This window comes from Flammeovirga sp. MY04, assembly GCF_001682195.2.
Classification (GTDB): Bacteria; Bacteroidota; Bacteroidia; order Cytophagales; family Flammeovirgaceae; genus Flammeovirga; species Flammeovirga yaeyamensis.
Genome location: NZ_CP003560.2, coordinates 4,888,138 through 4,909,107, shown reverse-complemented (window position 1 = coordinate 4,909,107; position 20,970 = coordinate 4,888,138). Strand labels below are relative to the sequence as shown.

Genomic DNA, 20,970 nt, shown 5'->3' with positions numbered 1-20,970 from the left:
ATTTACATTTGTTTAACATGTGTTATTCAGTTATCTTTGAGGTCTGAAGAAACCTAATGCAATAGAATATAGCTGCAGATCTTTTTTCACGTTGTATGCCTTACAAACCCAAATAGGCATATCTTTTAAACTGATTTAATAAACCAACCTATGGCCAATATAAAAAGTCTTACTTTAGAGAACTTCAGGGTTTTTAAGGAAAGTACTACGTTTAATTTTTCCCCTATCAATGTACTTACTGGTACAAATAGTAGCGGTAAAAGTTCTTTGTTTAAAGCATTGTTATTGCTTCAGGACAATGGGAAAAAGAACCGTTTAGAGGAACTAGACTTTAGAGGACCTTACCATAACTTAGGTAATATCGATAAAGCTAGAAACCACGATACTGATCCTTCTAAACCAATAAGTTTTACTTTGGAGTTTGCTCCTCAACCTGGAGTAGCCCCATTTAAAAAGTTTGAATTAGGTCAAAGGGAAATTTCTATTGCATACACAGATCTGGAAGGTGTAGAATCCTTCTCTGATTTAATGCAAAAACCCAATTGGAAAAATTGGATGTACTTCCTAAGAGGGGTACTTATCAACCGTTCCCAAGATATGATTCGCCACATTCAGCACTTAACAAGAAATGGTGAAATTGAGTATTCGGGAACTATAAAAGCAATTCTTCATAAGCTTCTAAACATTGCTTTCGAGCATAGAATTACTGTTGATAATATCGAAAAGCTATTTGGAGAGGCGGCCAAGGTGGTGAATCACTTACAGAACTTGGATATTCCAATTGATGTAGCACAACACATTCCCCCAACCATAGACAGAGCTTTTTTCTCGGATATCATCAAAAAAGCATGGTACAAAAAGCATAGAGCACACGAACTTATTGGTATTAGAAAGTTGGTACACTTAACAGATGCTAAACCAACACCTAAAAGAAACGAAGAAGAAACAAGGATCAATAACGAACGTTGGAGAAACCTTATCGATAAGAATAATGTCACTGATGTAGAAGAGTTAAAATCTGCTTTAGTTTCATGGTTGGAAATGGATATTCCTATGTCTTCTTTAGTTAGAGATATTCTAAATATCAAAGACAAAGACATTGTTTATTCTGTAAAACCTGTTGGGGTAAATACTACTGAACGCTTATTCTTAGAAATTAAATACGATAGTGTAGAAGGAAAACTTTGTAACATTAGTTTATCCTATTCAGAACGATTTACCGGAAAAAGAAAATTACTATATACTCCTTTAAGTAACGGTGCCTTACACTATGTAGGTAGCGAAAACGGTAACTCCTATCTTTTAGCTGCCGGACAAAGAGGAGAATACTATAAAACCGATGGAGAGATTCCTGTATTCACAAGTTTCTTCGACATTCAGAATTTATATGAATATGGGGCAATGCTTCATTTGGATAGTCCTATCAAAAAGTTCTTTAGTATTGATAGAAAAAAACTAAAGGAAAAGACAGGTTGGGAAGATGAAGCTAAAGTTTCGGCTATAGAAGAAGTGATTCATAAGAGAGTATTATTGCTTTTGGGTACTCGCTTGAATGCCTATATGACGGAACATCAATCCAAAATCAAAAAAATAAATCTCTTCTCAGCAGACCAATTGATAAAGTTTTTTGGTGAAAGAAAAGAAGATGGTTCAGGCTTTAAATTAGCCTCACTTGGCTTTTTATTAAGAGATGTTCCATTACTCAATACAGAAGATCGCAAACTTTTGGCGATCTCACCTTCAGAAAATAACATGGAGGCATTGGATCAATTGCCAGAACTACCATTGAGTTCACAAGAGTTTCATCAGCTGTTTGAAATTAATATCGATGAAGTACTTGAAAAGGGATTCCTCCACTTTATTGAGGAAGGAATGAAAGGAGTAAAACACATCTTTAAAAGCTGTGGAAAGCTCTTTAATTTTGGGCTGTTAGAAGCACAAAGAGGTAGCACAAAACGAATTATGTTACATACAGAATCGAGTGTTCTCAGTCAGTTACTATTTGATTTTGCCAAAGATGCCGATCAAAAAGCCAAAGACTTTGTGAACTTCTGGATTCGTGAGTTTGAGATTGGTAATGAAATCGAAATCAACTCTGTAAAAGGTATTGCTTCTGATGTGGTCATTAAAAATAAAAAAGGGCATGCCTTGGATTTGGCCGATTTAGGGTACGGTATTTCTCAGTTACTACCCATTCTTTTAAAAATTGCCTTAAACAATCACCGATCGCTACTGATAGAAGAACCGGAGACCAATCTTCATCCGAAGATGCAATCGAAATTGGCCGATTTAATTATCGACGCTTCTTACAGATATCAAACGAGCTTCCTATTGGAAACTCATTCAGAATATTTAATTAGAAAATTACAATACTGGACGGCTAAACGTAAGATTACCCCTTACGAGTCGAAGGTGTACTACTTATATAACCCGGAGAAAGTACCGGAAGGGAAATCTCAAGTGCAATTGCTCAACATACAGCAAGACGGAGAGTTGGATAACGAGTTCGGAGAAGGATTCTTCGATGAGGCGGACAACATTGCTATCGAGCTTTTCCACTTAAAACAAATGTAGAAAGGAGAAGAGTTTTCTAAACTTTTTATCCAAAACAAGATTAACATGGAAAGAATAACAACCTACGCAAATATAAATTCACTGACTGCTTTTTTTGCAAAGAGACCATCTATTGAAGATGAATTGGACGATATGGAGTGGAGCCGATCGTGGATGGATTTCTATTCGTTTATCAACAAACAAGCTGATTTAAGATTAGATGTAGATCCTACTCAACTTTCAATGATGAGTAAGACCAACCCCTATATTAAAAAGATGTTGAAAAATGCTTCTTCCGGAGGATCGTCTTTACGATGTGAAAAAGAGGCATTCGATCACTTAGATAAAGTAAGTGAACAAAGTATGCCTCAAACTTTATTCTTCTTAGATAAGAGTAATAAGGAATGTGAGGAGATTGAAAATCAATATGGATTAATCACTTTAAACCCAACAAGAGTACGTTACAAAGCGGGATTCATGTTCAATTGGTCATTGTACAATGTCACAAAAGACCGTGGTGCCGTAAAACGATTCGAAAAATGGTCGCAGTTGGAACGCTTCCGTCACCCTCACAATTCGATGATTGTGATCGATAACTATCTTTTGAAAGATTTGGGAGAGATGGAAGAGAACTTAATTCCAATGTTAGATGCATTACTTCCAGAAAAACTAGATGCTAGAACATATCAGTTAACACTGGTTGGAGTGGATTTAAGAGATAAACCTGCATCGATGAAAAAGTACATTGAGTGGGAATTGAAAAATAAGCTGAAACGATCGTATGAGATTGAAGTTTGTGTGGTAAAAACGGAAAGTAATAAAAACCATGATAGAAACATTATCACCAACTATCTATGGCTACATTCTGGACACTCCTTCACTTACGTGAGAAGAAATCAGATTAGTAAAAATACCAATTTGATGTTGTTCCCTATCTTTTATCAACAAAAAGATTTCCAATCGTATTATGAGGAAGATCCTCCAACAGAAACAAAAAGTTCTGTTTGGGAAGCTGTAAACCAAAGACTTAGAGAAGCTAGATATATTTTCAAAACTGCAAGTCAATACCCAGATGCAGTAGGTGGTGAGTTAAAAAATAGCATTCTGATAGGTAAAAAATCAGGGCAAATAGTATATTCGTCTTAATTTACACTTAAGATGAATTATACTTTTCGCGATGAGAATACTGAATGATTATTCACTGTAATAAACTTATGGTTAGAGAGTTACTGATTTTGAATAATTATTTAAGTAAATCGTGAAACAAACTCAGCACTATGAAAAAAATACATTACCACAACAAACGATTTCGAGCAGTAGTTAACTCTGACAATGGAGAAGTAGACGATCAAACTTTTTTTCACTACCGACAAGGTGGAGACGTGATTTGGGCCACTTATCACGGACCTAATATCCGAATGGGAACACTAACAGGTCTGATAAAAGAAGACGGAACGTTGGAGTTTAATTATCAACACGTCAACTTAAACAAAGAAATCATGACTGGTTTCTGTAAATCTACACCTAGTATCGACCCCGATGGTGCAATACGATTAAAAGAAGAATGGCAATGGACCAATGGCGATTTATCGTCTGGTACTTCTGAGATTGTAGAATTAGTAGAGAAAGAAAATTACAAACCGATCATTTAAATTGACATTTAGCATATGTATGTACATTCTTTAGCAATGTACGTACACATGCAAAGTCTTTACATATTTATTTATATATAACTAAAAATTATACATCAATAGATTTTTTCATGGGGTAAAAGATTCGCTTTTTGATTTGAATTGTGTTAATTGCGATATCAAAAAAGTGATCTAGCTCATCATTTAGCTTTTATCGCTTTATCCGGCTTTTAAACATAATCTTTAAACAATAAAAATACTTTTTAAAATGGCATTCGAATTACCATCATTACCGTATGCGTACGACGCATTAGAGCCACATTTCGACGCTCGCACAATGGAAATCCACCACTCTAAGCACCACGCTGCTTATACTTCAAAATTAAACGCAGCAATCGAAGGAACTGCAGATGCTGATAAGTCTATCGAAGACCTATTATCTGCTGACAACCTTGCAGGTGGCGTAAGAAATAACGGTGGAGGATTCTACAACCACAACTTATTCTGGACTATTTTATCTCCAAATGGTGGTGGAGCTCCAACAGGTGATCTTGCTGCAGCTATCGACTCTGCATTTGGTTCTTTCGATAAATTTAAAGAAGAATTTGCTAACGCTGCAGCGACTCGTTTCGGTTCAGGTTGGGCATGGCTTTGCGTAAAAGACGGTGCTGTTTCAGTATGTTCTACAGCAAACCAAGATAACCCACTTATGAAAGGTGAGTGTGGCGGAACTCCAATTCTAGGTCTTGACGTTTGGGAGCACGCATACTACTTAAACTACCAAAACCGTCGTCCGGATTACATCTCAGCATTCTGGAACGTAGTAAACTGGGAAGAAGTATCTAAGCGTTTTGCAGCTGCGAAATAATTAGAAAGGAAACTTTCAATATAATAAAGGAGGCTATCTCATTTAGAATGAGATAGCCTCCTTTTCGTTTTATAACCCCATGACTAACTCTCTCAAGTTATCGTCTGCGGTTAAGTCCATTTTCTTCTTAATTCTGTAAAGTGTTTTCTTCACCGCTTCTGGCGTCATGTTGGAAACTGTAGCAATTTCTTTTCTTTCCATACCTACTCTCAAATAAGCACATATCTTATGATCTCTTTGTGTAAGTGATGGGTATTTTGTTTTCAATTTCTCAAAGAATCTCGGATGCACTTTTTCGAATTGATAGGTAAAATCCGACCAACTATCATCACTTAAATTGAGTTTGATGGTCTTTTTTATGTCTTTAATATCTGGAATCACTTCGTCATCTACTTTTCCAGAAAGCTCACTAATTTGATTATTTAGTTGATCCAATAAAGTGTTACGTTCGTGTGATAACATTGTGATAGTTGTTAATTCTCTTTCTTTTAAAGCTAGTGTTTCTTCCGCTAACTCTTTTTCAGATAAACGTAGTTCACTTATTTCATTATTCTTTTTCAACAACTCAACGTTTGTTCTTTTTCTTTGCTGATAAGAACGATAAAGAGCAAGCAATATCACTAAAACTAATGCCGTGATCAAAATAGCCACATACTTTATCAATCGCTCGTTTTCTAACTGATTCTGAAATAATGCTCTTTCTTGCTCTTGTTTCAGTAGAAAACGTTCTTGTTCGTACATCAATTTAGCATTGTATTCTATTCGTGCGACCTCATTTGCTCTTTCTTGTATAAAACTTTCTGATTTCTTTTTATCAAGTTGTTCTAAATAATACAAGGCCTTTTTGTAGTTACCAAATTGTGCATTTAGTTCATACATCAATTTAAAATAGGACATTTCCGTACCCTCATTCAGACTACCATTAGATATTTTATAAGCCTCCTCCGTTAACTGATAAGCTTTTTGATAATCCTTTTGATGATAATTTATTCTCGCTAAAGCTAACTTTGAATTGGAGGTCATTCCTTTATATTTCCCCTTTGAAAGTGATAATGATCGTTGATATAAATCGATAGCTTTATCATATTCTCCTTTCTCCGCGAAATACTCTCCAGACAAATGAAACGCTTTGACTAAACCTTTTACATAACGTGAAGTTTCAAAACAAATAATACCTTCTTTAATAAAAGAATACCCACTATCTAATTGATCAAGTTCGAAATACATTTCACCAATAGTTAAATTGGTTTGACCTAATCGCTTTAAATCTTTTGTCTGTTCGTAATAATCTTTTGAGGTAGCTAATAGTTCTTTTGCTTTGGTATAATCTTTTATCGATTTATATCCACCGGCCATTATTCTATTGGTATAATGAATCATATGATCATTATTCAAATTTTGAAAAAGATATTTTGATTTACTCAACTCCTTCAAACCCTTTATCGGTTCGTGGTTATCGATCAATAAAATTCCATGACTTAAAGAATGATAAGCTATTCCCAAAGTATCTTTTGCTAGAATCGCCATTTTTGTCGCCTCGCTGAGGTAATACATGGCAGAATCTATTTGTTTTTGTTCCTTATAAATAATAGAAAGGTTACCATAATTAAATGAACCTCCTTGAGGATCATCATAGGCTTGATAAATTTCCAGACTTTTGAAATGTGCTTTTTTAGCTTTTTCTAATTCACCATTGTGCATATATTCTATTCCTAAATCATTTATGCCTTTCGCTTGGATAAGTGCAACTTTTCGATCTAGACTATTGGATGGAATATCCAATAATTTCTCAAAAGAGCGAATGGCCCCCTTCATATCCAATTGATTCGAAAAGCGTTCACCTTCTAGAGCATAAAATAATACCTGCTCAGTGTTAGGAGTCTGATCATTTATAGTTGACCGAAGTTCATTCAATCCTTTATCTACCTTTTCGTTTTCATTATTTTTTTGTAATGAATCCAACAACCATAGTTTTTCTATGTTAGTAGTATCTGATGTATTAGAAGCAGAAACACTTTTAGGAACACTTGAAATAAATAAAAAAGCAAAAGTAAAAAACAGCTTAGAAATAAAGTTCATAAAATAGATGTGGTAATGTCATAGTAAAAAGTGTTATGAATCTAAATATTTTAAATGATCTTTAAAAAAAAAGCCACTTTTTTCTGCTTGTCCCCCCATTGTCCCCCCTGTTTTTGAGGTTTTCAGTCAACAATCCCTCACATTTGTATCAGTCGACAACAAAGGTCGATCCCAAAAAAACAGAGATTATTACGCTACTTTATTATGACAAAAAATTCATCCAAAATGATTTATACAGTGCCATTGCACAACATTGTTATAGAATAACATAATGGTATAGTTAGCCAGTTCAATTATTTAAATTTCCATTGATAAAATATATCTTCTAAGCAGAAATAAACTTTCAACTTCGTATTTATGATGGGGTACTTGAACTACTATATACAAACTTTTATAATTTCTTGTAGGCTTTAATAATTACATGATAACTAACTACTATTTTTTTATGAGTACTATTTTTTTTCAGTACTAGTTAAGGTAAACAAATGCTGGGGGTAGGGTTCCCTCAGCATTTACTAAGACAATTAAAAAAAAGAAATAAACTCCCAACTCGATTATAAGAAAAGTACAAATAGGTTAAAAATATGTTTACTAAAAAAACTGCGAAGAATTCATGATTAAAAATTACACAGACAGGATTTCATAGCTATTTCTCATTGCTATTTATCTATTACAAATTCCTACTAAAAAGGGAAGCAATGTGTGTTGCACATTGCTTCCCTCATTTTTTATATCGTATCAAGAATTTTTTTAGTGATCTCTATTCAAAAGATACACCCCAAATTCTCTCAATAATTGTTTCTTTTCTTCAGGAACATCTAAACGATCTAAAGCTGCAAATCCTTTATCAAAGTATTCGTTGGATTTTGCTGTAGCCAATTCTTTAATGCCTAATCTATTGTAGATATCAGTCACTGCTTTCACCTTTTCAGATTTATCGAAATTAGTTGCCTCAATCCAAGCATTCAGTTCTTTAGCATCATCTCCTTGTGCTTGCTGTAAAGCATTAATCAACATCAAAGTCTTTTTGTTGGATATGATATCTCCTCCTACTTGTTTACCGAACTTTTCTGGATCAGCATAAACATCTAGGATATCGTCTTTAAGTTGGAAACCTAAACCAACATTTACACCGAACTCTTCAACTACTAAAGATTGTTCATCAGAAGCACCTCCGATTAAAGCACCAAGACGTAAAGCAAAGCCAATGAGTACAGCTGTTTTTAGGCGAATCATTTCTACATATTCTTCCTCTCCCACTGTATCTCTTTCCTCAAAGTCCATATCAAACTGCTGTCCTTCGCAGACTTCTGCAGCACATTTATTAAAAAGGTTAATGGCTTGACGCAGGATTTTATCATCTACTTGCATGATGTACTCGTAGGCTTTCACCAACATCACATCACCAGAAAGAATTGCAACATTAGGGTTCCACTTTTCGTGAACAGTTACCTGTCCTCTTCGAAGTGGTGCCTCATCCATTATATCGTCGTGCATAAGGGTAAAATTGTGGAAAATCTCCACACCCATTGCAGGTGATAAAGCTTTCTTGAAATCTTCATCGAAAAGATAGGCTCCCAATAGGGTTAAAGCCGGACGCAAACGTTTGCCTCCAATTTTTAGAATATAGCGAAGGGGTTCATAAAGTGTTTCGGGTGCTTCGCCAAAACGTTGTTCTTCTAGTTTGTTTGCAAGTAAAAGACCTGCCTCTTTTAAGTCGAATGATGCCATTGTATATGTTTTATAAGAAGGTCATGACCAACTTTTCTACAACTATCAAAAAAATATTTTGTTTTCAGAAGGGACAAATTACCATTTTCTGCTACTAATTGATAACCTTGCCATGCTTAATGCCACAATTATCAGACTGCAAAAATACAGAATATCTCTAGAGTCTATTAATCCTCTACTTAATGATCTGTAATGAAAGTCTACTCCCCACAATCCTATACTGTAAGCATAGTCGGATAAAGCTGGAATAGAAGCCACAGAAGATATACCATCGTAGCAGGCAAAGCAGATCATTACAGCTACAATAAAGGAGATAATTTGACTTGAAGTGATCGAGGAAGCAAATGTACCAATAGCTGCAAAACCTCCAGCTAAAAAGGCTAATCCAACGTAAGATCCTAATACCCCTGCCGTATCTATATTTCCTTTTGGTGCACCTAATTCATACACCGAGTAGTAATAAACTATTGTGGGGATCAAAGCAATTAATGCTGTAGCCCAAGCTGCTAAAAATTTACCAACTACAATCTGAGTATCCGTTAAGGGTCTGGTAAATAACAATTCTAATGTACCTGTTTTCTTTTCCTCTGCCAATCCCCTCATGGTAATCGCTGGCAATAAGAACATAAACACATAAGGTGCTATATTAAAAAGTGTATCTAGAGAAGCATAACTCCCTTCTAAAACACTTGTTTGAGGGAAAACCCATACAAACAATCCCATCATCACTAAGAAGACAGAAACTACTAAATACCCTAAAACGGCACTGAAAAAACTATTTAATTCTTTTGAAAAAATTTGCCACATATTCGACGCTACTGACTAGTATGGAGTTGCCCCTTGGAAAACACTAGACAAGTTTGTTGGAACTATATTTCCTCTAAACTTAATCTCAATATTTTCTGTTTGAGAACGTACCGAAGCATCTGCCCAGTTATCTCCACCATTTAAATTAATTCTTACTCTTGCTTGCATTATTGATCCTTGAACATTAAAAACCATGCTCAAACCACCATATTCATTTTCTTTAACTTCCAACTCAGAAATTTTACCATCTAAAGTAATACCTCCTACTCCGTTGTAGCCAACAATACCTTCAAAACCCAACTGTACAACACAGTTTTCTTTCTCCATTTTAATAAAGTTGATGTTGTTGGTTACTTGGGCAACATTACCATAACGGTCGTATACCTGATTGGCCTGCAAAACAAATTGCTGATCTTGCATTGCTTGTTTTGCCATTGCTAAACGTGCTTGCTCTTCGGCTTTTGCTTGTTGTTTAGCTAATTCTTTTGCTTTTTTTCTTTCTTCCTTGGCTTTCTTTCTTGCTAATTTACGTTGTTCTTTTTCAGTTAATGGCTTTTCCTGTGCTTCTTGAGCAAATGCAGAAAAAGAACCCATAAATGTAATTAAAAGTAGAAAAGTAAGCGCACTTGATAAAAAGTTTTTCATGGTTAAATCAATTAGATTATCATAATCGTACAAATATAACTCTTTACTTTTCAATCTTTACTTCTATTTACATTTAAAGCCTTTTTTGACAAAAAATAATAGTCTATTTCTAAGTTGCCACAATAAAAAGAAATGGATAAAAAAGCGAATCAAAAATTTCCTAAATCATAAAATCTACTTTTAATTTTTATCAAATATGATGGGCATTAAAGGAAAATATTTGATTTCGAACAACGGTTTTCGACGATCTTGTGTATATTTAAATTGCATTATTCATTCGATCAAATAATAATCCATGAAAAATAACAGAGAACACGTTTTAAAAGTCGCTACCAAATTAATATCACAAAGAGGTTTTGATGGTGCATCTACTAGAGAAATAGCTCAGACAGCCAAAGTAAGTCAAGGAATGATTAACTATTACTTTGGTTCTAAAGAGGCATTATTGAAGGAAATTATCAACGATTATCAGGAACAAATAAACAATACGATAAAGAGCATTGTGCATTCAAATTTGGAGGGATTAGAATTTTTATCTCTAGCTAGTCGTAAATTTTTTGATATAGGAATGCGAAATAGAGATTTAGCACGTGTTTTAATGGTAGAAGAAATGATGGAGATGAGACAAGAAGTCATCTCTCAATCTGATGAGGTTGGATCATCTATTACCAATATTTTTGTCGATAAAATAGAGGAAGGGAAGAAAAATGGCACATTTAATAAAAATGCTGATTCAGAATTAATAGTTTCCTTTTTGATCAATACTTTAAACGATTACATCATCAGAGAGGAAAGGGTATATTTTAACACCCTAAAAGATCCTTACAGTGAAGCTGCACAACAACGCTTGCTGGACTTTTCTGATCATTATTTAAAAACGATGTTATCGAATTAAGTAGAATAAAATGACAAGTAAAAAGAACAATGTGATTATATCAAAAAGTTGGTTGGGGAGAATATGCCGATTAGCTGATATTATATTTGCTACTTCTATGACGATGCTTTTATTAGCAATCGACTTACCTAGAGTGGAAGATATCAATTCAAATAAAGAGTTAATCAAAGGCTTTTCTGATCAACTACCTATACTTGGTATTTTTCTATCCACATTTGTTCTTTTAGCTGTTTATTGGTTAAAGCATACTGCCACAACGCGATTAATGAAAGGTGCGGATGCTACTTATATGTGGACCGACCTTTTTATGCTTGCTTTTGTGGCTTTATTACCTTTTTCCAATAGTTTAGCAACCGCTTTTCCTGAGTATTATATTGCTCAAGCGGCCTATTGTATCAATGTATTTCTTATTGGTTCTACAGCATTCTTTGCTTGGCGACATGCAAGTAAAAACGACCATTTATTAAAAGAACATATTGATAAAGACATTGCAGATAAAATTAGTAGCGATAGTTGGATGGAACCCTGTATTTCTTTATTCTCATTGTGCTTAGGTTATTTCTTTGTCGAATACACACAACTTCCCTTTATTTTAGTACCAATCTTATATGGTTTAAGCATAAAGTGGATGGAAAAAAGGAAGAAAGCACGCTAATTGCTAAATAAAATACAGATAAAAACGTTCTTACTAAAAGCATTAATTTTTTTAATTATACTAACAATGGCACAAGTCATATCTATCAGTAATCATAAAGGAGGAGTAGGCAAAACCACATCTGTGGTCAATTTAGGTGCGGCGCTACATCAAATGGGCAAACGTGTTTTGATGGTCGATATGGACCCTCAAGCAAATTTGAGTCAGTCTTTAGGTGTTTTCGAACCCGAAAAATCTGTATACTCTCTTTTAAGAGGTTTCTGTACTATAGATGAGGCAATGAATGAACTCGAAATGGATTTATGTTTAATTCCATCAGAATTAGATTTATCTGGAGCTGAATTGGAATTAAGTATGGAAGCAGGAAGAGAGTTTATTTTAAAAGATCATTTGGAAAAAGTTGGCGATCAGTTTGATTATATTCTAATTGATTGTCCTCCAAGTCTTGGCCTGTTAACGATTAATGCTTTTACTGCCTCCACTCAAGTTTTCTTCCCTCTTCAAGCACAGTTCTTAGCCACTCAAGGGCTTAAAAAGCTATTGGAAGTAATTGAGAAAGTTCAACAACGATTAAATAGAGATCTGCAAATTGGTGGTGTTTTTATCACACAATTCGATAAAAGAAAAGTATTGAATAGAAACGTTAGAGAGGCGATTCAAAAACATTTTGGTGATGCGCTCTTCAATACCGTAATACGTGATAATGTGGCACTTGCAGAAGCTCCTTCTAAGCAAACAAACATCTTTAGATACAATTCTAAGAGTAATGGAGCGTTAGATTATTGGGAGCTTGCCCAAGAAGTATCTCAAAGACTACCTTAAATTTACACCGAAATCTCTTTATCATGGCTAAAAAAAGTTTTTCTGGAGGACTTGACTCTCTTTTAGGGGGAGCACCTTCATCAAATAATCAAAACGAAGAAAAAAAGGAAGTTCCAAAAAAAGAAGCAACACCTGCAGCAAAGGTCATACCTCAAAATTCTTCTCAGCTAAATGCACTTACAGATAAGCAAAAAAGTAAAATTAAGGCGTTGGCAGAGAAAGAAGGACGTACTGAAAATGAGATTATTCGCGAGGCTATTGCTTTTTACTTGGATTTTCAAGTAGATTTATAGTAGAATAAACCTTATGTGAATGAAAGACTATATACTAACACTGCTTATTTTATTTAATACCTTATCAATCTCAGCCCAAAACATTGGAATTGTTCCTTCTACTGAAGGAATAAAGGTATCAAAAGATGGAAAGGAGTTCATCAATCCCTTCTTTGGTGGATTGAATGCTCCTCAATTTTCTAATCTAGACCTAGATTTAGATGGCAACAACGATTTAGTAATATTCGATCGTACCTCAAGAAAAGTCTACACTTTTTTATGGAAATCGGACGATTGGATACATGCTCCAGAATATGAATTGATCTTTCCTCAAAACGTTCGCTTTTGGATGCAATTGATTGATTTTAATCAAGATGGAACAAAAGATTTAATTATTGGAGAAGAGGATGGCATCTATTTATACAAAAACACTTCTACTGGGAGTAAAGTAGCTTTTGATAAAACTCCTCAGCAATTATTCTCCACGACCTTCTCGGGTAACTCTACTCCTCTATCCTCATCCTTATCAGATACCCCGGCTATCGTAGATGTCAATAACGATGGCCTTGTAGACTTTGTCACCTTTGTACAAGGATTGGGTGGAACAGTGGAATCACACATCAATCAAGGAATTGAAAATGGCGTTCCTACCTTTAAGAAGACCACCGACTTTTGGGGGAACTTCCAAGAATGTGGAGATTGTGCTACCTATATATTTGGCAACGAACAGTGTCCTTCTAATCAGAAAATAATGCACTTGGGTGCTTCTATAACATTGCATGATGTAAACGGTAATGGCTTATACGACTTAATAATTGGAGAAAAAGAGTGTAACAACTTGGTGTTTCTTCCCAACAAAGGCACTGCCTCAGAAGCAGTATTTGATGAAGTAACAGTTAATTTCCCTGATAATCATCCTATACTATTTCCTGATTTCCCTGCCGCTTATTTCATAGATACAAACAACGATCAAGTTCAGGACATGATCATCGCTCCGAATGTGGATGAAAACGAATTAAACCTGACTGATTTCTCAAAATACATTTGGCGATATACCAATACAGGTACTCCTTCTAGCACGGTATGGACGCTTCAAGAAGAGGATTTCTTACAAAATACAGGCATTGATGTTGGGCAACGTTCCCGTCCAGCTCTATATGATGTAGATCAAAATGGGACACTCGATTTACTCATAGGTTACAGAAATGCTTATGATGTTGATGAAAATCCAATTGGTGGAGGAATTACTTACTATAAAAACATTGGAAGTAACGAAAATCCATCTTTCGAATGGGTGACCGATAATTATTTAAATATTATCGAGTGGGGAATGATTGATATTTATCCTCAAATAGTCGATTGGAATGGAGATGGAAAGTTGAACCTCATTATCAGTGGTGCAGTACCTAACAGCAATCAAGCCGGAGCCTATCTATTTGATTTTGCTACTGATTATTCTTCCGATAAGACACCGCAACTTATTTATGCTCATCGTCCAGACGATGTTGTCTATTTTTATGACATCAACCAAGATGGTAAAGCAGATCTATTGCATGGTAAATTTTCGGGTAGCCTAGAGTATCATCAACAACAAGGAAATGGGTCATTTCAGTTAGAAGATGAGGCCTATTTAGGGGTATCGGGTGATATTCTTAGAAAGTATCCATCGGCATTCATTTATGACCTTAACAATGATGGAAATTTAGACCTCTTGGTTTGGGATGATTCCGGTACTCCTAGAATTTGGAGAGACTTTAAAAGTGACTCTCCCGAGTACCAAGGTCGTGCTTTTTTCTCTCCGATTGATAACGAATTTAATGCCTACACATATGGAAATAGATTAAATAGTGTAATACTAAATAACTATTTGATAACAGGTTCAGAAAGTGGTGGTATCACAATAGCAACCCTTGATGAATACGATCAGCCCTTATCCATTCCAGACAACAGTTTTAATGAAAGTGTGCTATCTGTTTATCCCAATCCTGCTTCACAAGAGGTGAAACTAAGAAACACAACCAATAATGATTTACAGATTACTATATATAATCATCTAGGGCAATACGTTGATAGGTTTACTATAAAAGGTGAAAGTATAAAAGTAGAAAATACCCAACAATGGAGCAGAGGGGTATATTTTATTAGGGCCGTAGATAGCAACAATAGTATTCAAACATCACGTCTGATACTACAGTAATTAGTGTAATGGATTAAACTTTAATTTAATTTACGAACAGCACCTGTTCGAACGTAATAAGTAAGCAACGTCAAATTTAAGTATGCCTCTAAAGGTCTTTATAAAAACATCTGATGTATTGATTGGACCATCATAATTAGAAGCAATTTCGGTAATTACATTACTTAAATACTCTTCAGAAAGTTGATCGACATCTTCTTCAGATGTCACTCCCTGATGATTAATTAAATGATCAGCAATCGTTAAACTCAGATGTTTTTCTCTCTTAGAAAATTCTAGCATAAGCATTTATTTATGTTGATGTTGGTCTTGAACAAGATGTTTTCTCAACAAATAAAGTACTGTTGGTAGTAAATCGTATACTGTTTCTTGTACCTCAATTGTATCAATTACTTCTTGATCAATATATTTATCGGTGTAGAATGACTTTGGAGGATTGTAGAGCGAATCTACAATTGTATTAAACTCCTCTTCATCTACTTCTCCTCTACCACTTAAATAGGTTGCATTCACTATCAATTCGGATAATGTTTGCGCTTGTTGGGTGTTATAACCATAATAGCTGGAATATAGAAGAAACTCCAATATTTCAGGTAATGGCTCTTTTTCTACAGGTAGTTTGTTGTAGAACTTCCTTAAAGTAGAAATAAGATCTAATGTGTCAATTAGAACACATCCATCTTCAATCTGTACAGGAAACATCATCGACATGGCGTACCTTGTTTCTTGAATTAGGATGCTTTTCTCTTCTTCGACAAAAAACAACGTTATAAAGATCTGATCAGGATCTCCTTTTACTTGAAACTCTTCTGGGCCTTCAATAGCCTCCCACATACATCCAAGAACTCTCGCCCCTTCCTTAAAAAATCTTGGTAAGCGCATAAATTTGCACTCGTGATTTTCTAGGTACTCTTCAAGTGTCACCTTAGAATTCGTCATCTTTATATTATATACGTTGGTTTAATTGTCTATTAGTTTGCGTTATTGTATCAAAAAGTTTTTGACTTTTGATACTAACATCAAACTCTAAGTTCCAAAAATACAATTGAAAGTTCGTCCATACGGTATTTTCGGCTTAAAATCATGAAATAATATAAACATAACTTCATTAAAAACACAAAAAAAGAGTAATTGTTCCTCATTTATGTTAAAAAAAAGAACAATTACTCCTAAAAGCTGACACAAACATAAGTTTACCACTTATTCTTTGGTCTTCATTTTTAATTTAGTTCGTACGTTATCCCATTCAAATACTAAGAACATACTCTTACTTTCTTCTCCTTTGGAAACATCAATTAAGAAGCTTTCAACAGCTTTAGAGAGATGTTCTACGGGTACCTTCACTTTTAATACATCCTGCTCTATAACTCTGCTTGCTTTTCCACCAAAACTAACTCCCCAATCGTTTAATTCTTTATTAAAAATGATAGTCCAATTGTCCGATTCTGGAATTGTCCACAATGTGTATTTCCCCTTAGGCAAAGTCTTTCCATCAATTTCTAAATCTGTACTTGTATTAAACACAGTCGGTTCATTCGCACCTGTTCTCCAAACATGACCGTAGGGAACAAGATTACCAAAAATCACCCTTCCTTTTTTATAAGGAGAAGAATAATTGATTGTTATATAATTACCATCCTCTTTATACACTTCCTCGACTTGAGGACTATGTTTTTTAGTTTGTGTAATCATTACCTCTTTAAAAATAAATCCACCTATAGCTAGGCAAACCAAAATCAAACAGATATATAAAAATGCTTTTCTCATGTGTTCGTTAATTAATAGAATGAATGCTTGCTAATGCTTATCGCTTAGTGTTCAAAAATTATACTATTCTTTAATTTTAAACATTATTTATCGTTAAAATAAAGTCTAGCTAATTCTTCTGCTGTTTCCATTGCCCCGTGTACTGTAGAAGCATGTCCATTATCATTTAATGCTTCACCAATAAAAAACACCTTATCTTGTATAGGCTGCTTTAATTGTTTTCTATACTTTAAGCTATCTTTTTTAGAATAGGAATAAGTACCACAAAAATAGGGATCAGAGGTCCAATCTTTACCGTAATGATCTTTATAATGCATCATTACATTAACATCAGGAAACATTTCATCCAATTCATGTAAAAGAATTTCTGCCACTTCTTCATCTAACATTTGATTAAAATCTTTAGCGGCATCTGCCATTACATAAGCACAAATAGTTTTAGGTTGTGCAGGACGAATTAAGTACAATGGACATTTCTTTCCACCAATGATTTCACTTGTTTCAGGTTCCCAGAAGATTTTATCAAATCGAATAAATAATTTTCTACCTTTCCCAAAACCTAATTTTTGAATAGCCTCTAAATGTGTATCAGGTAATGAGGGTGTAAAATTGATTTTTTCTTTTTTCAATACACCTAATGATGTCGTTAGAATTACCTTATCAAATTGATTCTTTTTTCCATCACGAGAAAGTAAGATCACCCCATCATCACTATAATTAACATCCATAATCGGAGCATTTAAAGTGATACTATCTTTAAGTTTTTCTTCAAAAAAATCGATAGCATCAGCATATTTTCCATAAGAGAAAAAATTACGATGCCCCGAAGTCCACCTCCACTCTTCCTCTCCTAAAGATGATGCATGTATTTTATCTGGAGAGGCTGAATATTCACTTGTAATACCATCTAAAATAGAGCGAATTGAAAGGTCGTACATCCCAAGATTCTTTAGAGATCTAGTGATATTCCCATCAAATTCTTCCCTTTGTATATTGGCAAAATAGGTAAATAAAGAATGTATATTCTCTGGTAGTTCTTCTTTTTTATCTAAGTCTTTAAGCTTTTGATCCAACCACAAATATTCATTCCCGTTAATAGGTTCTAAACGATGACCTAAATGGGATAACATTTCATAGTTGAGCGCGTTACGCCCATGTATTTCTGCTGCTCCAAGTTCAACAAACTTTTTCTTTCCTTTTATTGTATGGGTATGTATCCTCCCTCCTAAACGATCTGATGCTTCGAAGATCATCACCTCGTGTCCTAGTTCTTTTAAAATACTACCTGCATACAAACCGGAGATTCCTCCTCCAACAATTCCAATTCTCATTTTCTGATTTACGTTTATTGACTGCTGAAATTACAAAAACAAGAAGCAAAAAACACCTTTTTTCAAATCCTTAATACTTAAAATCTCGTATATTGTTAAATAACAATTACAAAAAATAAAATCATTCACTGAGTAAACCGAAAATAAAAATCTACCTAAACTGATAGTTCTTTATTCTTTGAACTCAGAAGTATAACTAATTAAAAACAACTTATGATTAACATTAATAACACACTAGGAAGTCAAATTATAGGATTCACATTATCCCAAAAAATCGATCTAGCAGAAATCGATCAATTAACTGCAGCTATTGAAGCAAAAGCTCAAAATGGCCCTGTACGTTTACTCGGAGAAATTGAAAACATTCAAGGCTTTGAGCACTACAAAAAATTCTATCAATTGATGAAAGAAAAGTATATCATCTCTAAAAAAATTGAGCGATATGCTATTGTGGCCGATTACACATGGTTGAAACATTTAAGTGGGTTTGCCGATTTTATGGTTTCTTCTATTCCTATTAAAAGCTTTACACTTCAGGATAGAGATCAAGCGCTTGAATGGCTATTAAAACAAAATGAAATTTTAGACCCTGGTGTCTTCAAAATTGAAACAGATCACAATGATAAATTCCTGGCATACAGACTAAAAGGAAAAATTGCATCACAGGAATTTTCTATGATAAACAATGATTTCTTCCGTTTATCAGCTGACAAAATGCAGATCAATTTATACCTTGAGTTTGAGGACTTTAAGGGTTACAGTAACATCGCTGCTGTGAAAGATGATTTAAAGACAGGATTAAAGTATTACGGAAAAATTAAGAAGGTGGCCATTGTTGGCAAAGACAATGTTTGGGCAGATGTACTTACTCGTATAAGTGACATTTTTACACCTGGCGTCAACATGGAATACTTTAACTATAATGATAGTAGTAGAGCCAAAACTTGGTTGAATGTTTAATTAAACCACTTTTATAACATAAAAAAATGACATCCTCTTCAGAAAAGGGGATGTCATTGTTATTTGGTAATACTTATGTTGGAACAATGTTCAATGTGTCTCAAATATTGAATTGGTTGTAGGAATCGAGATTCCCAGTATGTAAAATAATTAGGTTAGAATAATTATTTATTGATGAAGTAGTTTAAATAAATGTCTATTATGACTTGACTTTAGTAAGTATGAAATGAAAATTGTTTATTTTTTATTATCTACATTACAAATGTAGTACGTTTTAAATAGTTGTTTTATGGTATATACCACACAAACCTATTTTTTTACACCATAAAATGACCTGCGATTTCGCAGGTTTTCACTAACCCTATTTATTGACCTATTTTTTGATTTTATTGACTGATTTTTAGCTGTCAAAAAAGTGTGGACAAAAAAAGAACGGCCTCCAAACGGAAGCCGCACTTACCACATACTAACCATAAATGGTTTTAAACCATATATAAACACATATAAACATAAATTCAATGTAACAATTGTGAACGAGTTATGCAACTTTCACAAACTGAAGTAGTTCTTTTAGGTGCGGATCTTCTACAGTTTGTAGTTTATCTGCCATTTTTAAGAACTCTTGGTAGGCTACTTCTAAAGCATCATGATCTAGAGTAACACCTAATTTTTGCAATCTGTAGAACAATGCTGCTCTACCACTTCTTGCAGTTAAGACAATCGAAGATTCTGAAACTCCTACTTCAGCAGGATCAATAATTTCGTAATTGTCTCTGTTTTTAATCACACCATCTTGGTGTATTCCTGATGAATGAGAGAATGCATTGTCACCTACAATAGCTTTGTTAGGTTGAACAGGCATGTTCATTGTTTCAGAAACCAAACGGCTGATCTCATAAATTTTTTGAGTATGTATAGCTGTTTCGAAGTCAAGCATTCCATGCTTTTTCATTGCCATAACTACTTCTTCCATAGAAGTGTTTCCGGCTCTTTCGCCAATGCCATTTACTGTACACTCAATTTGTCTTGCTCCATTTGCTACACCAGAAAGTGAGTTGGCTGTGGCCATACCCAAATCGTTATGACAGTGTGTAGAAATGATTGCTTTATCAATATTTTTAACGTTTTCTTTTAAATATTGAATCTTCGCACCGTACTCTTGAGGAATACAATAGCCTGTGGTGTCGGGAATATTTACTACTGTGGCTCCAGCAGCAATCACCGACTCAATGACTCGTGCCAAGTATTCGTTATCTGTTCTACCTGCATCTTCAGCGTAGAACTCAACGTCTTCAACAAATTTCTTTGCAAACTTCACTGCTTCAGTACCTCTTTCTAGTACTTGGTCTCTATCCAATCGAAGCTTTGTGAAAATATGTTGATCAGAAGTACCAATACCTGTATGGATTCTTGGTTTAGCAGCTGGCTTCAAAGCATCTGCAGCAACTTCAATATCTTTTTTTACGGCTCTAGTCAGTCCACAAACTGTAGTATTTCTAATTTCCTTAGCGATACGGTTTACTGCTTCGAAATCACCTGGACTCGAAATAGGGAAACCTGCTTCAATAATATCTACGCCTAGACTTTCGAGAGCACGAGCTATTGTTAGCTTTTGTTCTGTATTCAAGCGGCAACCTGGCACTTGTTCTCCATCTCGTAAAGTCGTGTCGAAAATATATACTTTATCACTCATAAGCTTAAACACTCTAGGTGTTTGAATAACTAATAATTAGAATAATACCTCATTACATTTGTAA

At 34.5% G+C, this 20,970-nt stretch carries 19 protein-coding genes; 10 read left to right on the top strand and 9 right to left on the bottom strand.

Annotated elements, in window-relative coordinates:
• The first annotated feature begins 150 nt into the window (after window positions 1–150).
• From MY04_RS19695 to MY04_RS19680, 4 genes are all read left to right on the top strand, one after another.
• A complete protein-coding gene (locus tag MY04_RS19695; RefSeq protein WP_066212541.1) occupies window positions 151–2,574 on the top strand; it encodes an AAA family ATPase in 2,424 nt (807 codons plus the stop codon).
• Between the two features lie 45 nt (window positions 2,575–2,619).
• The gene (locus tag MY04_RS19690) at window positions 2,620–3,699 is read left to right on the top strand and encodes a hypothetical protein (RefSeq protein WP_066212539.1); all 1,080 of its coding nucleotides are present in this window, start codon (window positions 2,620–2,622) and stop codon (window positions 3,697–3,699) included.
• Window positions 3,700–3,830: 131 nt separating this feature from the next.
• A complete protein-coding gene (locus MY04_RS19685; RefSeq protein ID WP_066212535.1) occupies window positions 3,831–4,205 on the top strand; it encodes a n-acetylglutamate synthase in 375 nt (124 codons plus the stop codon).
• 247 nt (window positions 4,206–4,452) lie between these two features.
• A complete protein-coding gene (locus MY04_RS19680) occupies window positions 4,453–5,052 on the top strand; it encodes a superoxide dismutase (RefSeq protein ID WP_066212533.1) in 600 nt (199 codons plus the stop codon).
• A gap of 69 nt (window positions 5,053–5,121) precedes the next feature.
• On the opposite strand, the gene MY04_RS19675 is transcribed toward MY04_RS19680, so the two are convergent.
• The 4 genes from MY04_RS19675 to MY04_RS19660 all read right to left on the bottom strand — a co-directional run bounded on the left by MY04_RS19675 (window position 5,122) and on the right by MY04_RS19660 (window position 10,314).
• Window positions 5,122–7,131, bottom strand: coding sequence for a tetratricopeptide repeat protein (locus MY04_RS19675; protein WP_066212531.1), 2,010 nt, complete (start codon window positions 7,129–7,131; stop codon window positions 5,122–5,124).
• Between the two features lie 750 nt (window positions 7,132–7,881).
• Window positions 7,882–8,862 (bottom strand): polyprenyl synthetase family protein, encoded by a 981-nt coding sequence (locus MY04_RS19670; protein WP_066212529.1) that lies wholly within the window; start codon window positions 8,860–8,862, stop codon window positions 7,882–7,884.
• 78 nt (window positions 8,863–8,940) lie between these two features.
• A complete protein-coding gene (gene gldF, locus MY04_RS19665; protein WP_066212527.1) occupies window positions 8,941–9,669 on the bottom strand; it encodes a gliding motility-associated ABC transporter permease subunit GldF in 729 nt (242 codons plus the stop codon).
• A 15-nt stretch (window positions 9,670–9,684) separates the two neighbouring features.
• The gene (locus MY04_RS19660) at window positions 9,685–10,314 is read right to left on the bottom strand and encodes a DUF4251 domain-containing protein (RefSeq protein ID WP_158297788.1); all 630 of its coding nucleotides are present in this window, start codon (window positions 10,312–10,314) and stop codon (window positions 9,685–9,687) included.
• 295 nt (window positions 10,315–10,609) lie between these two features.
• Here MY04_RS19660 and MY04_RS19655 point away from each other — a divergent pair, with 295 nt between their 5' ends.
• From MY04_RS19655 to MY04_RS19635, 5 genes are all read left to right on the top strand, one after another.
• Window positions 10,610–11,209 carry a TetR/AcrR family transcriptional regulator gene (locus MY04_RS19655; RefSeq protein ID WP_066212523.1) on the top strand — a complete coding sequence of 200 codons (600 nt, stop codon included), beginning with the start codon at window positions 10,610–10,612 and terminating at the stop codon, window positions 11,207–11,209.
• Window positions 11,210–11,219: 10 nt separating this feature from the next.
• Window positions 11,220–11,864 carry a TMEM175 family protein gene (locus MY04_RS19650; protein WP_066212522.1) on the top strand — a complete coding sequence of 215 codons (645 nt, stop codon included), beginning with the start codon at window positions 11,220–11,222 and terminating at the stop codon, window positions 11,862–11,864.
• 66 nt (window positions 11,865–11,930) lie between these two features.
• On the top strand, window positions 11,931–12,686 hold the full coding sequence (locus MY04_RS19645; protein WP_066212520.1) for a ParA family protein: 756 nt from the start codon (window positions 11,931–11,933) through the stop codon (window positions 12,684–12,686).
• A gap of 23 nt (window positions 12,687–12,709) precedes the next feature.
• On the top strand, window positions 12,710–12,979 hold the full coding sequence (locus tag MY04_RS19640; RefSeq protein WP_066212519.1) for a ribbon-helix-helix domain-containing protein: 270 nt from the start codon (window positions 12,710–12,712) through the stop codon (window positions 12,977–12,979).
• A 19-nt stretch (window positions 12,980–12,998) separates the two neighbouring features.
• On the top strand, window positions 12,999–15,155 hold the full coding sequence (locus tag MY04_RS19635) for an FG-GAP-like repeat-containing protein (protein WP_066212517.1): 2,157 nt from the start codon (window positions 12,999–13,001) through the stop codon (window positions 15,153–15,155).
• Window positions 15,156–15,185: 30 nt separating this feature from the next.
• Here the strand turns inward: MY04_RS19635 and MY04_RS19630 are convergent, their stop codons facing one another.
• The 4 genes from MY04_RS19630 to MY04_RS19615 all read right to left on the bottom strand — a co-directional run bounded on the left by MY04_RS19630 (window position 15,186) and on the right by MY04_RS19615 (window position 18,253).
• Window positions 15,186–15,443, bottom strand: a complete 258-nt coding sequence (locus MY04_RS19630; protein WP_066212515.1) for a hypothetical protein — start codon at window positions 15,441–15,443, stop codon at window positions 15,186–15,188.
• Window positions 15,444–16,094: a hypothetical protein gene (locus MY04_RS19625; protein WP_066212514.1), complete on the bottom strand. Its 651-nt coding sequence runs from the start codon at window positions 16,092–16,094 to the stop codon at window positions 15,444–15,446.
• 261 nt (window positions 16,095–16,355) lie between these two features.
• Window positions 16,356–16,922, bottom strand: a complete 567-nt coding sequence (locus MY04_RS19620) for a DUF2911 domain-containing protein (protein WP_066212513.1) — start codon at window positions 16,920–16,922, stop codon at window positions 16,356–16,358.
• Between the two features lie 83 nt (window positions 16,923–17,005).
• On the bottom strand, window positions 17,006–18,253 hold the full coding sequence (locus MY04_RS19615) for a flavin monoamine oxidase family protein (RefSeq protein ID WP_066212512.1): 1,248 nt from the start codon (window positions 18,251–18,253) through the stop codon (window positions 17,006–17,008).
• Between the two features lie 213 nt (window positions 18,254–18,466).
• On the opposite strand from MY04_RS19615, the gene MY04_RS19610 reads away from it, so the two are divergent.
• Window positions 18,467–19,213, top strand: coding sequence for an STAS/SEC14 domain-containing protein (locus MY04_RS19610; protein WP_066212510.1), 747 nt, complete (start codon window positions 18,467–18,469; stop codon window positions 19,211–19,213).
• Window positions 19,214–19,751: 538 nt separating this feature from the next.
• On the opposite strand, the gene MY04_RS19605 is transcribed toward MY04_RS19610, so the two are convergent.
• On the bottom strand, window positions 19,752–20,906 hold the full coding sequence (locus MY04_RS19605) for a 2-isopropylmalate synthase (protein WP_084005979.1): 1,155 nt from the start codon (window positions 20,904–20,906) through the stop codon (window positions 19,752–19,754).
• Window positions 20,907–20,970: the final 64 nt, after the last annotated feature.